15 protein-coding genes are annotated in these 14,690 nt (G+C 64.5%); 2 read left to right on the forward strand and 13 right to left on the reverse strand.

The window, feature by feature from the left end; genetic code table 11:
* Positions 1–5: 5 nt before the first annotated feature.
* The 3 genes from AC0L2O_RS04430 to AC0L2O_RS04440 are packed head-to-tail and all read right to left on the reverse strand — an operon-like array spanning position 6 to position 4,190.
* Positions 6–1,088, reverse strand: a complete 1,083-nt coding sequence (locus AC0L2O_RS04430) for a lipocalin-like domain-containing protein (RefSeq protein WP_473368837.1) — start codon at positions 1,086–1,088, stop codon at positions 6–8.
* A complete protein-coding gene (locus AC0L2O_RS04435) occupies positions 1,078–3,540 on the reverse strand; it encodes an ABC transporter permease (RefSeq protein ID WP_473368838.1) in 2,463 nt (820 codons plus the stop codon). The genes AC0L2O_RS04430 and AC0L2O_RS04435 overlap by 11 nt, the downstream gene beginning before the upstream one ends.
* The gene (locus tag AC0L2O_RS04440) at positions 3,537–4,190 is read right to left on the reverse strand and encodes an ABC transporter ATP-binding protein (protein WP_409191467.1); all 654 of its coding nucleotides are present in this window, start codon (positions 4,188–4,190) and stop codon (positions 3,537–3,539) included. Before AC0L2O_RS04440 ends, AC0L2O_RS04435 begins: the two co-directional genes overlap by 4 nt.
* A gap of 143 nt (positions 4,191–4,333) precedes the next feature.
* Between AC0L2O_RS04440 and AC0L2O_RS04445 the strand changes: the two genes are divergently transcribed.
* Positions 4,334–5,668, forward strand: coding sequence for an MFS transporter (locus tag AC0L2O_RS04445; RefSeq protein WP_369720466.1), 1,335 nt, complete (start codon positions 4,334–4,336; stop codon positions 5,666–5,668).
* A 185-nt stretch (positions 5,669–5,853) separates the two neighbouring features.
* On the opposite strand, the gene AC0L2O_RS04450 is transcribed toward AC0L2O_RS04445, so the two are convergent.
* From AC0L2O_RS04450 to soxX, 10 genes are all read right to left on the reverse strand, one after another.
* A complete protein-coding gene (locus AC0L2O_RS04450; RefSeq protein ID WP_473368839.1) occupies positions 5,854–7,053 on the reverse strand; it encodes an MFS transporter in 1,200 nt (399 codons plus the stop codon).
* 337 nt (positions 7,054–7,390) lie between these two features.
* Positions 7,391–7,546: a hypothetical protein gene (locus tag AC0L2O_RS04455; protein ID WP_369720468.1), complete on the reverse strand. Its 156-nt coding sequence runs from the start codon at positions 7,544–7,546 to the stop codon at positions 7,391–7,393.
* Positions 7,547–7,632: 86 nt separating this feature from the next.
* Positions 7,633–8,673: an MBL fold metallo-hydrolase gene (locus AC0L2O_RS04460; protein WP_473368840.1), complete on the reverse strand. Its 1,041-nt coding sequence runs from the start codon at positions 8,671–8,673 to the stop codon at positions 7,633–7,635.
* Between the two features lie 306 nt (positions 8,674–8,979).
* Entirely contained in the window at positions 8,980–9,411 is a 432-nt protein-coding gene (locus tag AC0L2O_RS04465; RefSeq protein WP_473368961.1) for a DsrE family protein, read from the reverse strand.
* Positions 9,412–9,464: 53 nt separating this feature from the next.
* Positions 9,465–11,216 (reverse strand): thiosulfohydrolase SoxB, encoded by a 1,752-nt coding sequence (soxB, locus tag AC0L2O_RS04470; protein WP_473368841.1) that lies wholly within the window; start codon positions 11,214–11,216, stop codon positions 9,465–9,467.
* 54 nt (positions 11,217–11,270) lie between these two features.
* The gene (locus tag AC0L2O_RS04475; protein ID WP_473368842.1) at positions 11,271–11,576 is read right to left on the reverse strand and encodes a hypothetical protein; all 306 of its coding nucleotides are present in this window, start codon (positions 11,574–11,576) and stop codon (positions 11,271–11,273) included.
* The gene (gene soxA, locus AC0L2O_RS04480) at positions 11,573–12,436 is read right to left on the reverse strand and encodes a sulfur oxidation c-type cytochrome SoxA (protein ID WP_369720471.1); all 864 of its coding nucleotides are present in this window, start codon (positions 12,434–12,436) and stop codon (positions 11,573–11,575) included. Before soxA ends, AC0L2O_RS04475 begins: the two co-directional genes overlap by 4 nt.
* Positions 12,436–12,747 (reverse strand): thiosulfate oxidation carrier complex protein SoxZ, encoded by a 312-nt coding sequence (gene soxZ, locus AC0L2O_RS04485; protein WP_369720472.1) that lies wholly within the window; start codon positions 12,745–12,747, stop codon positions 12,436–12,438. Before soxZ ends, soxA begins: the two co-directional genes overlap by 1 nt.
* 11 nt (positions 12,748–12,758) lie before the next feature.
* The gene (gene soxY, locus AC0L2O_RS04490) at positions 12,759–13,244 is read right to left on the reverse strand and encodes a thiosulfate oxidation carrier protein SoxY (RefSeq protein ID WP_473368843.1); all 486 of its coding nucleotides are present in this window, start codon (positions 13,242–13,244) and stop codon (positions 12,759–12,761) included.
* A 22-nt stretch (positions 13,245–13,266) separates the two neighbouring features.
* Positions 13,267–13,623, reverse strand: coding sequence for a sulfur oxidation c-type cytochrome SoxX (gene soxX / locus AC0L2O_RS04495; RefSeq protein WP_369720474.1), 357 nt, complete (start codon positions 13,621–13,623; stop codon positions 13,267–13,269).
* Positions 13,624–13,855: 232 nt separating this feature from the next.
* Between soxX and AC0L2O_RS04500 the strand changes: the two genes are divergently transcribed.
* Complete coding sequence (locus AC0L2O_RS04500) at positions 13,856–14,527, forward strand: DUF938 domain-containing protein (RefSeq protein WP_409191475.1); 672 nt, start codon at positions 13,856–13,858, stop codon at positions 14,525–14,527.
* Positions 14,528–14,690: the final 163 nt, after the last annotated feature.

Below are 14,690 nucleotides of genomic sequence, written 5' to 3' on the forward strand. Positions count from 1 at the left end.
GCGGTTCAATAGCCGGTCAGCTCGAGATAGCCAACGCCATTATGCGTGCCGGCGAAGCTGATCGGTCCTTCCCAATAGGAGAAGCCGGTCCCCATCCAGGCCTTTGGGTTCAGCGGTTTGCAAACAATCGAGAATGATCGCGACGGGATCGTGATCTGCCATTGCACCGGCAGCCTGCGTCCCGCGACATCCGCCGTTGCCTTTGGTGTCATCTGAATGTCGTTGCCCGCAATCATCTGCGTTCGGCCGTCGGCGAAAATCCAGTTGCCGAACGGATAGTCCTTGCCATCCTTTTGACGGAGCCGGTACAGCATCAGCTTGTCGCCGGAGGCGAGATGCAGCGACAGCCAGTCCCAGCCGGTCTGGTCGGGGTCGAGCGGCTGGCTGCTCCATTCGCGATCCATCCAGGCCTGGCCCGAGACATCGACCGGCTTGTCGTCAATCGTGATGCTGCCGCGCGCGTGAAAAAACGGTTGGCTGTAATAATAGGACGCCTGGCCGCGCTCCGACTTGCGGCTGTAGCCGCCATCACCTTGCAACACCACCGGACGATCCGCTTCGAGCGTCAGCGCATAGCTGAAATCGGGGCCCGCGGCTTTCAGGGTCAGCGGCGACAAGGTGCGATCGTCGGTGCCGTCAGTTGCTTTCATCTCCCAATCGTCGATCCAGGCTGCGAATGGCTTTGCCGCGACGCCGGCCTGGCCGATGCCGCCGCGCGAGAGCCGCTCGTTGAAACGATGGGTATCGGCCCGCGTCACCGCGGCATGCGCCATCCAGATCTGTTGATTGGCCCAGCCCTCGCCCTGCGGCCCCGGCTGCGTCGCCTGGCGGAACAACGTCCATTGCAGGCCACAGGCCGCACCGCTGCTGTCGACGAGGTTCGCGGTGAGATACCACCATTCGATGCGAAACTCCGGGTGCGGCCCGTGATCGGCCGGAAAGGAAAACAGCTTTCCCGGCGTCACCTGCGCAAAGCCGTCCGCCTTCTCGCCGAGACCGGCATAGCCTTGTGCGCTTGCGCGGCGCGCAAGCGCGAGCGCCGCCATGCCGCCGACAAGGGCGCGTCGCGAGATGCCGTCAGCGCTCATTGGCGAACACCTTGACGAGCGCCGCCGGCTGCATCCGCGCCAGCCGGACCATCGGCAGCAGCGCGGCAAGCAGCGACGCGACCAGTGCGACCGCGACCAGCTCGACCAGTTGCAGCGGAAACACGTGGAACGGCAGCCGCCAGCCGAACGCCTTCACGTTCACGATCGCAATCAGGCACCACGCCACCAGGAGTCCGAGCGGCACAGCCAGCAGCGACGTGAACAGCGCAACCGACAGCGTCTTGGTCAATTCGATCGCGGCGAGCCGCGGCCGCGTGATGCCGATCGCCCAGAGCGGCGCGAGCTGCGGCAGGCGCGAATTCGCCAGCGTCAGCAGGCTGGTCAGCAGCGCGATGCCGGCAACGCCAAGCGTGAAGGTGTTCAGCGCCGAGGTGACCGCAAAGGTGCGGTTGAAGATCCGGATCGACTCCGCCTTCACCGTCGCCTGGTCGGCGACGCTGCGATCGTCGAGCGAAAATTGCGCCTGCAATGCTGCGATCAATCCGGCAATCTTGTCGCGCGGAACAATAAGGCCAATCCGCGTCTGCGGCGTCTGCGGAAACTGCCGGATCAGCGCCGCGACATTGACGGCAAGCTGCCCCTTGGGATTGCCGTAATCGGCATAGACGCCGACGATGTCGAGCTCCCATGTTCCGCCCGGCGCCGGCACGTCGATGACATCGCCGACCCGGACATTCAGCCGCCGGCTCAATTGCTCGCTGATGAAGGCGGCATTGCCCGGGATGAGCTGCGTCCAGGCGCGCGGCGCGGTCTCCAGCAGCGGCCAGCGCTCGCGATAGAGCGCGTGATCGGGCAGGCCGAGCAATTCCACCGGCTGGCCCTGAACTTGAGTCTCCGCGCGGCCGCCCGACAGAATGGCTTGCACGTCGTTGCGGTCCTTCAGCCAGTTCCGGATCGCAACGGCTTGGGCGTTGTCGGAGGCGCTGATGTAGACATCAGCGGCAAGCCGCCCGTTGAGCCAGCCGACAAAGGTGCGGCTGAAGGTTTCCACCATGGTGGAGACGCCGACATTGACGGAAAGCGCGAGCAGCAGCGCCATCAGCGCCAGCGATAGTCCCGAAAGCTGTTGCCGGCTATCCGCCCAGAACCACAGCGCGAGCGGCCCTCGCGCGGTGCGTTGGCCCACGCGCAGCATGATCTCGAGCAAAGCCGGCAGGATCAGCGCTGCCCCCAGCATCAGTGCCGCCAGCACCCCGAAGCCTGCGATCAGCGAGGAGCCATAGCGCAGCAACAGCAGCGCCACCGCGAACACGGCGCAAGCAGCGACGCTTTGCAGGATCAGCCAGCGGCGCTGCCGTTGCTGCCAGGCATACCGCTGCGCCGTCGCCAGCACCGGCATCCGGATCGCCTTGATCAGGCTGGTTGCCGCCGCAACAAGCGCGCCCGCAATGCTGATGCCGATGCCGGCGAGCCACCATTCAGGTCGGAGCGTGAGCTGCCCCGGAATCTGGGCGCCATAGAGCCCGCGCAGCGACGCCGCGACGTCAGGCAACAGCGCCGCCGCGATGAAATAGCCGCAGACCAATCCGATCAGGCCGGCGACCAGTGCCAGCGCCACCAGCTCGACCACGAGCACCGTGTTGACCAGCCGCGCCGAGGCGCCGCAGGCCCGCAATGTGCGCAGCATCGGCAGCCGCTGCTCGAAGGCGAGGCCGACGGCCGAATTGACGATGAAGAGGCCGACGAAGAACGACAGCAGTCCGAAGGCGGTGAGGTTGAGATGGAAGCTGTCGGTGAGGCGTTCCAGCTCGGTCTCGGCGTTCGGCTCGACCAGCTGCAGCTGGTCACCGACGACGCTTGCGAGCGGCGCGGGCTTGCCCTTTGGCTTGCCGATCAAAAGCCGCGACACCTGGTCCGGCTTGTTGAGCAGCCGCTGCGCCACGCCGATATCGACGACCAGCACCTCAGGCACGAGCTGTGGCTGCACGTGCAGCGGCGGCAGTTTTGCGCCATTGCTGATGGAGGGTGTTGCGCCTTTCGTTTCCTGCAAGTCCGTCAGCGTCTCACGCGCCACCAGCGTCTGGCCAGGCGCGTTGACGAAGCTGCTCAAATCCGCGGCCCCAAGGCGCGGCGCATTGCCGACGTCGCTCGGCAGCGTCACCGGCTCGATGCCGAGCAGCCGCACGGAGCGGCCGTTGATCTGGACGCGGCCTTCCAGCACCGGCGAGACCGGCCAGCCCGCGCGCCGGAGCTTGACGAAAAACTCTTGCGGGAAGGTCGCCGCATTCGGCGCGACCAGCATCGCAGTGCGCACGCCGCCAAATGTCGCCGCCGCGCGATCATAGGCGTTGCGGGCCTGCTGATTGATCGCCTGCACTCCGCTCCACAACGCAGTCGCCGCGATCAGCCCGATCAGCAGCGTCGCGAACTGCATCTTGTGGCGCCGCCAATGGCTGAGCAGCACGGCGAGCACCCACAGCGCGCGCTTCATGCGATCCGTCCCGCATGCAGGATGACGTGGCGGTCGAGCGTGCCGGCGAGATGCAGGCTGTGCGTCACCATCAGGAAGCCGCAGCCGGTGCGCGCGACGAGGTCGCGCGTCAGCGCCAGCACGTCATCGGCGGTGGCTTCGTCGAGATTGCCGGTCGGCTCGTCCGCGAGCAGCAGCGACGGCTTTGTCGCCAGCGCCCGGCCGATCGCGACCCGCTGCTGCTGGCCACCGGACAGTTGCTCGGGGTAACGCTTCAACAGGCCGCCGAGCCCGAGGCGCTCGACCAGTTCCGTGTGCCAGCTCGCATCATGCCGTCCGGCGATCCGGGCCTGGAAGGCGAGATTGTCCGCGACCGAGAGGCTCGGGATCAGGTTGAACTGCTGAAAAACCAGGCCGATCCGGTCGCGCCGCACTGCGGCGCGGCCCGCGTCCGACAGCTTGCTCACCTCAATGTCCTCTAGCCGGATCGTGCCGTCATCAGCGGCATCCAGCCCCGCGATCAGGTGCAACAGCGTGCTCTTGCCGCTGCCGGATTCGCCGGTCAGTGCAACGCGCTCACCGGCCTTGAGCTCGAGATCGACGCCGCGCAACACGTGCACCGGCTCGCCGGCCGATGCGAAGGTTTTTGAGAGGTTTTTGATGCTCAGCAAGATGAATGGCGCCGGACGGAATTAACGGAAATGCTGCGTAGCACAGTTGATGCGGAAATGCCGGGGTTGCGTTGCCGTTCAAGCCGTTGTTAGCTTCAACAACGGCCAAATCAAAAAAGTACCAAAGACAGACGGGGAGAATGATGAGCGCTCAGGGAACGCCCATGGTGGCGGGCAAGACGGCGGGGGCAGCTGCGGCGACTCCGAAGCACGCTTGGACCGTTACCTTTCTCCTGTTTCTGTTCATGCTGGTGAACTTCGCCGACAAGATCGTCGTCGGCCTCGCCGGTGTTCCGATCATGACCGATTTGAAGCTCGATCCGGAGCAGTTCGGCCTGCTCGGCTCCTCGTTCTTCTTCCTGTTCTCGATCTCGGCCATCGTGGTCGGCTTTATCGTCAACAAGGTGGCGACGCGCTGGGTGCTGCTGACCTTGGCGGTGATCTGGGCGCTGGCACAGTTTCCGATGGTCGGCACCGTCAGCTTCACCACGCTTCTGATCTGCCGCATCGTGCTGGGTGCCGGCGAAGGCCCGGCGGCTGCGGTGGCGATGCACGCCGTCTACAAATGGTTTCCCAACGAGAAGCGCACGCTGCCGACCGCGATCCTGTCGCAGGGGTCGGCCTTCGGTGTCATCCTGGCGGTGCCGGCGTTGAACTGGGTGATCGTCAATCATTCCTGGCACTATGCTTTCGGTGCGCTCGGCGTTGCCGGCCTGATCTGGGTCGCGGCCTGGCTCGCGCTCGGCAAGGAAGGTCCACTGGACACCGATGAATCCGCGGTTGCCGAGCCCAAGATCTCCTATGTGCAGCTCCTGACCTCGCGCACCTTCATCGGCTGCGTGGCCGCGACCTTTGGCGCCTATTGGGCGCTGTCGCTGGGCCTCACCTGGTTCACGTCCTTCATCATCAAGGGACTCGGCTTCTCGCAATCGAACGCCGGCTGGATCTCGATCCTGCCCTGGGTGTTCGGCGCGACCATCGTGATCCTGACCGGCTGGATATCGCAGGTGATGACGGCGCGCGGCTACACGACGCGTGTCTCGCGCGGCGTGCTCGGCTCGGTGCCGCTGATCATCGGCGGCCTGATCCTGGCGGCAATGCCGTATGTCCCCGGCGTGGGCCTGAAGATCGTGTTGCTCGTGGTGGGCCCCGGGCTCTGCGGCGCGATCTATGTCGTGTGCCCGGCGATGCTCGGTGAATTCACGCCGACGTCGCAGCGCGGTGCGATCCTCGCGATCTACGGCGCGCTCTATACGCTCTCGGGCATCATTGCACCCAGCGTGATGGGCACCGTGATCCAGCGCGCCGGCAACATGGTCGACGGCTACATGACCGGATTCACCATCAATGCCGTGATCATGGTCGGCTCCGGCCTGCTCGGGCTGCTCCTGCTCTGGCCCAACACAGAGAAGGCCAGGCTGACGCGCGGTGCGGTTCCGCAGGCCGCAGCGCTGAAGGGTGTGGTGTCGCCGACGTAAGAAGGCTTGGCGCCGCCTCAGACCTCCTGTCGTCCCGGACAAGCGCAGCGAAGCGGAGCGCAGATCCGGGACCCATAACCACAGGGGGGTGTTTGGCGAAGACTCAGAGTTGCCAGTCTCGCGCCACAACTGCTCCTTGGGGTAATGGGTCCGGGCTTTCGCCAGGACGACCACTGAATTTGTAGCTACGCCTTGCCCTGCGCCCGCCGCTCCGTGAACGGCGACAGCACCACCGTTGCCACCATGAAGATCACCGAGGCGCCGAACACCCAGTGCGGCGCACTCTGGTCCATGATCCAGCCGAACAGCAGCGGGCTGACGATGCCGCCGAGATTGAAGCCGGTGGAGACGATGCCGAAGGCGCGCCCCGCAGCACCGGGAGGCGCGGCATTGCGCACCAGCATGTCGCGCGAGGGGGCGATCACGCCGGAGAGGAAGCCCGCGGCGGTCATAGTCGCGGTGAGCGCCCAGCCGGGCAGCGCCACAAGCGCGATCAAGAGCACGATGGCCGCATTCGCGGCAAAGCAGGCGGCTGCGACATAGCCGTGGCGCTCGGTATGATCGGCGAGGAAGCCGCCCGCAAGCACGCCGGCGGCGCTGGCTGCGAGAAAGGCGGTCAGCGCGACATTGGCGGCGGAGTAGGACGCGCCATAGCCGCTCATCAGCGCCACCACGCCGAAATTGTTGATGCCGGCAACCGACAGGCTCAGCAGCATGAACAGCGCGGTCAGCGTGATCAGCGCCGGGGTGATCACGGCCTGCTTCGGCGCGTTCGCGCTGGCCGGCTTGTTCTTGTGCGCGCCGGCATCGGGAATGTTCATGGTGACCAGCAGCAGGGCGACCAGCACGCCGATGACACCCGACGCGATCAGCGCGCCGACGCCGCCGGACACCGTGACCAGCGCAGCGACGATCGCGGGCGCAACCGCGCCGCCGAGATAGCCGGCAAAAGTATGGATCGAGAAGGCGCGGCCCATCCGCGCCTCATCCATGTGCTCGGCCAGGATTGCGTAATCGGCGGGATGATAGACGCTGTTGGCGAGCCCAAGCAGCACGGCGCAGGCGATCAGCGAGGCATAGCTCAGGTGCACACCGAGCAGCATCAGCGCGAGCCCGCCAAGCGTCAGTCCACCCAGCAAAATCCTGCGCGCACCGAAATGATCGACCAGATAGCCGGTCGGCGCCTGCGTCAGCCCGGATACGACCGCAGACACGGTCAGCGCGAAGCCGAGCTCGACATAGCCGACCCCAAGCTGGCTCTTGAGGAACGGAAACAGCATCGGCAGGACCAGCAGATGGAAATGGCTGACCCAATGCGCGATCGAGATCCCGGTCAGCGCGCTGTCCGCCTTGCCCTGTTGCGGTGCGGCGAGAACGTCGACCATTGCAGTTCCGTTTCACTCCCGAGGGGAGCGCAAACTATCGGGGACAGCCGTTATTTGTCCATGAACGCAGGCGCATGGCAGGTAGTGCGGGTGGGGGCGTGAGGGTCGACAGGTCGCCTCCACATCGCCCTCCCGGCGAAGCGCGAGCTCCATCCTCAATGTCGTCCCGGCGAAGGCCGGGACCCATAACCCCAGGGAGCGGTTTGGCGAAGACTCGTCGTTCGGTACTGCGACCGACCTCAATCGAAGGATCACGCGGTATGGATCCCGGCCTTCGCCGGGACGACACGGAAGATGTCGCGCGAGCGCGTTGTCAAAACGCGCGTCGCCGCTAGCCTCACAACGGCTCGTCATCCGGCCCGTATCGATCGCGCTTCGGCGTGGCGATGTCGCCGTCCTCGTACTCGTCGTCGTTGTCGCGCGGCGGCGGAGGCTTCTTCGCCTTGTCGTCCGGCCTCTTGGGCGGTTCGGCTGGTTTGGCGGTCTTGGCCATGGCTGTTCCGGACGGTGATGCTGCATCCGATGCTACCCGCAAAACATAGGCGGTTGCTGACTTATCTCAAGCCGCGATCACAGCGGTCAGGTGCACAGCACCGGCCCACCCGCCTTCTTCCAGGCGTCGATGCCGCCGGCGATGTGGGCAGTATTGGTGAGGCCGGCGTCCTTGGCCGCAGCGACGGCCATCGCCGAACGCTCGCCGAACGCGCAGAAGAACACGATGCGGCGACCGGTCGCGGCCGCGACCTCGCGCAGCATGCCGCCGGGCTTGAGGCTCTCCTCGACGGAGGGATAGGGCGTGTGCAGCGCGCCCTCGAGCGTGCCGTGCTTGGCGCGCTCGTTGCTCTCGCGCAGATCGACCAGCAGCAGGTCCGGCCGGCCGAGGATGCGAATCGCCTCCGCCGCGCTGAGCGCGCGCCCCTCTTTCTCCAGTTCCTCCTGATGCAGCCCGACATGCATGTTGGCCGGCACCGCCACGTCCATCATCTTCGGATTGGGCAGCTTCAGATTGGCCATCAGCTCGATATAATCGTCGACCGAGCGCACTTGCAGCCGCGGATTGTAGCGCTTCTCCTCGCCGATGGTGGAGACGGTGTCGCCCTTGTAGTCATGCGCCGGGAACACCATCGTCTCGTCCGGAAGCTTGAGCAGACGGTTGAAGATCGATTCATATTGGGCGCGTGAGGAGCCGTTCTGGAAATCGGTGCGCCCAGTGCCGCGGATCAGCAGCGTGTCGCCGGTGAAGACGCGGTCGCCCATCAAATAGGAATAGGAATCGTCGGTGTGGCCGGGCGTGTACATCACGTCGAGCGACAGGCCCTCGATGGTCACCTTGTCGCCGTCGGCAACTCTCATGGCCACCACGTCGGCCTTGGTCTGATCGCCCATCACGGTCATGCAATGGGTGCGGTCGCGCAGCTCGCCGAGCCCGGTGACGTGGTCGGCATGCAAATGGGTGTCGACCGCCTTGACCAGCTTGAGGTCGAGCTCGCGCAGCAGCTGGCAATAGCGGTCGACCTTCTCCAGCACAGGATCGAGGATCAGCGCCTCGCCGCCAGCGCGGCTGGCCAGAACGTAGCTGTAGGTGCCCGAAACGCTGTCAAAGAGCTGGCGGAAGATCATGGCAAGGCCCGGCGTGAACTGATTTTTGAAATTCTACTACGGGGCGGGCCAGAAAGAGAAGTAATGTGCTGTTGAAACAGGAGCATTTAGAAGAGTTTTATTGCGGGCGGTGGGCTTGGCGAGGCCTGCAGGCAGCTGGAGCTACAAACTCGGTGTCGTCCCGGCGTAGGCCGGGACCCATACTCCGAGGCAGTAGTGTGGCGAAGATCAGTCGTTCGGTACTCCTGCTGCCCCAACCGAGAGATCACGCTGTATGGGTCCCGGCCTTCGCCGGGACGACGGGGAGAGTATGACGCGGGAAGGCCGCTACGGCCTCACCACCGTGTAGCCATTCTCCGCCAGAAACAGGATCTGCCCGACGCCGACCTGCACCGGCGTGGCAGCGGGAATGAACTCCGGCCGCTTTCCGGTCTCCCGTTCGATGGTGTCGACGGTGTTGAGGCAGATGTCGAAACGGACGCCCTGGGCGATCAGGCTTTCGACCTGCTTGCGGCGGTCGCTGCCGGCGAGCAGAAGGTCGATGCCGGGACCGAACGTCACCACTTCGATCGCGACCTTGTCCGGGTCGTAGAACTTCAGGAGGTTGTTGGCGACGCTCAGCACCAGCGCCTGCTTCTTCGCGTCATTGTCGGACAGTTGCAGCACGATCTTGTGCTCTGCGAACGGCTTGTCCTGGAGCGGCACCTGTTGCGCCAAGCTCTGCTGCGCCAACGCTTGCTGGCTCACGGCCAGCGGCATCGCGCTCAAGGACAACAGCGCCAGCATGATCGCGCGAAAGAGTTGCAAGCGCGTCACCCCTGTCCCACAATTCCCGGATTGCCCTCGACGCCCTTCAGAGTGACGCCGGATCCGAGCCGCTCCGGCATCATCCGGCCGGAGCGCAGATATTTACTCACCACATCCCAAGCCGGCGCGCCTTGTTGCGCGTTGACGGAAGCCCAGCCCGCGACCTTGTAGCGATGGGCGGCGAGCAATGTCTTGCCGCTGTCGAGCTTCAGGTCCGAGATGCGGCTGCCGATCGCATTGGTCGGCGTGCAGGTGTAGCTGAGACCGCCGGCGCGGACCATGTCGCCGCCCTGCTGGTAGTACGGATCGGTGTTGAAGAGATTGTCGCAGACGTCCTCCAGCACGCTTTTGATCTCTGCGCCCGTCATCTCCTGCACATAGGTCTCGGAATAGGTGATTGCAGTTTCCGCGAGCAAATCCTCCATCGTCAGCGGCTGGCCGGGCAGTGCGGTGACGCCCCAGCGGAAGCCCGGCGACAGCGCGATCTCGGCGTCGAGCTCGGTGCGCAACGCCGTGCAGATCAGATCGTCCACCGGGCCGGCGAAATTGTCGCGGCGATAGAGCAGGCGGTCGGGTGTTGCGATCTTCTCCGACCAGTCCGTCGCGAACGGCGCGCGCACCCGGCCGATCAGCTCGGCCATCGCCGGATCGGGCTTCAGCAGCTCGGAATAGACCGGCAGCAGATGATATTTGACGTCGCGGACCTTGCCCTTGTCGAGCGCGAGATCGAGCACGGCCAGGAATTTTCCGTTGGAGCCGGCATTGGTGACCAGCGTCATGCCGCTCGGGTTCTTCACCGCAACAGGCTGCGGAACGGCGTCATGGGTATGGCCGCCCAAGATGACGTCGATGCCGGTCACGCGGCTCGCGAGCTTGAGGTCGACATCCATGCCGTTGTGCGAGAGCAGGATGACGGCATCGACCTTGTCGGCGCCACGCAACGCATCGACGTGCTTCTGCAACTCCTCCTCGCGAATGCCGAAGGTCCAGTCCGGCGTGAACCGCTTGGGATGCGCGATCGGCACGTAAGGAAAAGCCTGGCCTATGATCGCGACGCGGTAGCCGCCGAGCTCCTTGATCGTCGAGGGTTTGAACACGCGGCCGCTCGCTCTGTCGAAGGCGGGGGCGTCGTTGAACGCGGCCTCCTCGGTCAGGAACACATTCTGCGCCAGAAACTCGCCCTTGAAGCGCTCGAGATTGTTGCGCAGCGTCTGCTCGCCATAGGTGAATTCCCAATGCCCCGTCATCGCCTCGACGCCGAGCAGGTTGGCGGCCTCGACCATGTCGCGGCCCTGCATGATGTTGGCAAGCCCCGTGCCCTGCCAGAGATCTCCGCCGTCAACCAGCACGGAGTGCTTCTCGCCGGCATCGCCGCGGAGACGATCGATCAGGGTCTTCAGATGCGCGAAACCGCCGAGCTTGCCGAAGCGGGTTGCGGACTTCTCGAACTCCACGCAGGTGAACGCATGCGCATCCGCACTGTCGGGCCGGATTCCGAATCGCTCCAGGAACGCGCGGCCGACCAGATGCGGAGGCCGTCCTGCCATCTCGCCGATACCGATATTGACGCTGGGCTCGCGGAAATAGACCGGATTGAGCTGCGCATGAGTGTCGGTGAGGTGCAGGATGCGCGCATTGCCGAAGCGCTCGATGTCGTAAATGCTCGCGGCCTCGGCGGCACGCGCAAGCCGCGGCACGCCGAGCGTTGCGGCGGCAGCGGCTGTGCTCTTCAGGAAATCGCGGCGGCGGATCGCCATCCAAGTTTCTCCGCGCCTATTCTCGGCAGTTCGACGGTTCCATTGCGATTTAGTCTAGCGGATTTCCATGGCCTTCCAGGCCTCTTTTTCAGACCTGGCCTGGAAGATCGAGGCTTTCGCCAGAGCTTCGGCCTCCTTGGCGGCCGCCACGGCGCGGTCGAAATCGCTGCTGTCGGCGGCCTTCTTCGCGGCAGCCAGCGTCGAGACGGTGGTGGTCCACTGGTTGCGCAGGTCTGCGGCCTCCTTGAATGCGGCTTCTGCGGCGGCATAGGCCGCCTTGTAGTCCGCCTCGGTTGCGGCGCGCACGGGCGGCGCGACGGTCAGCGCAAGCAGCATGGCGAGAGCAAGTGACCGCTTCATGGCCGTGCTCCCGGCCCCGAAATCGGCAGGCCATTGGCGACGTAAGAGAGGAAATATTCGACGTCCCGATATTCATCCGCCTGCGGCTCCAGCGGGACCGCGCGGGTCTGGCTGTTGCAGGTGATGAAGCGGCGGCTGGTCGTGCCCATGCCGCTCCATTCGGAGCGGTAGATCGGCATTGCGTTGAGAATGCCGAGAGCCGGTGCCAGCACCTCGGCGCGGATGCGCTCACCCGGGCTCTGCACATGACAGCTCGCGCAGGAGAAATTCAGCTGGCCGCGCCTTGTGTAGAAATAGCGCTTGCCGTTCTCGAAGGCCTCGAGCGCGCGGGGATCATCGGGAATCCTGATGTCCATCGGCTTGCCGCGCGAGGTGAAGGCCATGTAGGCGGTCAGCGAGGCCATCTCGTCCTTCACATAGGAGTAGGGCGCCTCGCCATTGGCCTCGCGGCAACGGTTGAGCGCGAGCTCCAGCGTGACGACCTTGCCTTCTTTCGTGTCGAAATAGGGATAGTTCTGGCGAATGCCGATGCCGCCATTCGGGAAGCAATCGGCGTAGGTTTTGCCGTTCTTGAACGGTGTCGAAAACATCTCCTTGCCGGCATCGAGCGCGAACTCGTAGGGCGGAAACTCTTCCTTCTCCTGCCACTGCCGCTTCATGTCCTCGTTCATGGAATAAGGACCGTTGACGAAATCCTCGTGCTTCACATTTGGAAATTTCCGGAAGAAGAAGTTCTGGAACGCCTTTGCGTCGGCGGCAGGGTCGACCTTGTCGGCGGCGCTCACGCCCGCAGAGGCGAGCGCGACCGCGACAAGGGCGGCGCTCAAGGAGCCAAATAGGAGAGTGAAGCGGGCCTTCATCACGAAATCTTCGCGGTGGTCGTGTCCGAGCCACCCTTGTTGTCGGTCCAGGAGATCTTGAGGTCGTCGCCCTTCTTGGCGCCCTTGAAGCTGAACTTGACGTAAGGGTCCTTGGAGACGGCGGTGCCCCAATTGGCGACGAAAACGTCCTTGCCGTTACATTCGAATTTCAGCTCCTGGATGTAGTGCGCGGGGATCAGCTCGCCCTTGGAATCCTTGACCAAGCCGGTATCCATGGGGTGCTGGATCAGCGTCTGCACCTCGGTGATGTCGCCGTTGGACGTTGCACGGACGCGAATGGTAGATGCCATCTCGGTTCTCCTTAGCCGCCGCAGCCGCCGACGGTGACCTTGACCTCTTTGGTCGCGCTGTAGAGCTTGCCGTCGGCTTCCACGATTGCGACCACGTTGCTGGTCTTGGCCATCTTCAGCCGGTTGGCGATGCCCGGGATCGTGCCGTCCGGAATCTTGTAGCTTGCGGCGAGTGCGTTCGGGTTCTCGGCGACGAAGAACGAGATCGAGGTCACCTTGTCGAGCGTCGTCGTCACCGAGATCGGCACCACAGCGCCATTCTCGGCGATCTCGGGCGCATCGAGCTTGACCTTGTCGGAGGGCTCGGCGGTCTTGCCGTAGAGCGCCTTGATCGCGTCGGCCTCGTTCTTGAGCTTGAACGCCTCTTCCGGATATTTGTCGTTGGCTGCGGCGCGCGCGGGCGCGAACGGCAGATTGCCGAGCCCGATCAGCGCGACCGAGGCCGCGCCCTGAAGGATCAGGCGTCGCGTCGGATGAGGTTCGGTGGATGTGGTCATCTCAGGTCTCCTGGGCCGGCCGTCACAGCGTTTGCAGGAAATCAACGATCGCGTTGATCTCCTGTTCGGTCAGAATGCGGTTGCGGCCGAACGGCGGCATCATGGTCTGCGGATTGCGCTTGGTCTCGTCGAACAGGATCGCGACCAGCTCGTTGCGATCGGGGTATTTCGCCTTGAGGCCCTTCAGCTCCGGCCCGATCGTTCCCGGCAGGTCGCCGCCCTTGATGACATGGCAGGTCAGGCAATTGCCCTTGCCGCGGTCGAACGCGAGTTTCTGGCCCTCGGCCACAGCGGACTGGGCCCATGCCGGTGCGGCGGCCAAGTTGGCGAGGGCGACCAGCGTGAGCAGCAGGGCCGGCTTGCAAGGAAAGGCGGTCAAGGCGTCGTCCTGAAGCGTTACGGGTACGGAAACATAGTGCTCAAAAGCACACCCGGCATGTCCTGACAATCGAGACTATGCGGGCTGCAAAATGGAGTTAATATCTTCCGCATTGCAACTGAAGGGATTATTTTGCTCGGGATTCGGTCCGTGGGCGCGGACCGGTGATTTTGGAGCGTTTGGGCGCTCGTTCTGTTTTCATCTTCGTTCTCCAGTTTTCAGGGGACCTCAATTGGCTGATTATGTCGTCGAATTTGGCAGGGACGGCGGTCGGGTCGAATCCGACGGCCGGCTCGATGCGCCGGCCTTTCACCGCAATCACGAGCCGCTCTGGGCGGTGCTTGACAAGCACCTTGCCGGGAGCGCCGGCGACGCAGTCGAAGTCGGCAGCGGAACCGGCCAGCACGTGGTCTATTTCGCCCGCCATACGCCCGATCTCGTCTGGTGGCCCAGCGACCTCAACCAGCGGCACGTCAAGAGCATCGAGGCGTGGCGGGTGCATTCCGGCCTGCAAAACATCCGCACGCCGCTGCGGATTGATCTGTCCGATCCCGACTGGTGCCCGGAGATGAACAGCGGGCAGGGACCGAAGAGCCTCGCGGCCGTGTTCTGCGCCAACGTCATCCACATCGCGCCCTGGGCCGTGGCCGAGGGCCTGTTCGCCGGCGCCGGCCGTTACTTGCGCCCCGACGGCAAGCTGTTTCTTTACGGCCCGTTCAAGCGCGACGGCAAGCACACCGCGCTCAGCAACGCGGTGTTCGACACCTCTTTGCGCGACGGCAATCCCGATTGGGGCGTGCGCGATCTCAGCGACGTCGAGAAGCTGGCGCGAGGCGTCGGCCTCAACCTGATCGAAGCGACAGACATGCCCGCGAACAATCTGACGCTGGTGTTCGGGCGCTAAGCCACGAAGGCAGTGATCTCCCTCCCCCGCCTGCGGGGGAGGGCTGGGGAGAGGGTGTCTCAACAACGGGACATCCCCTAGAGGAGAAAACCCTCACCCGCCGCGCGCGGGACGATGCTTCGCATCGCCCGGGGCGCGTCGACCTCTCCCGCAAGCGGGAGAG

The sequence above is a fragment of the Bradyrhizobium sp. Kon10 genome (assembly GCF_055807395.1).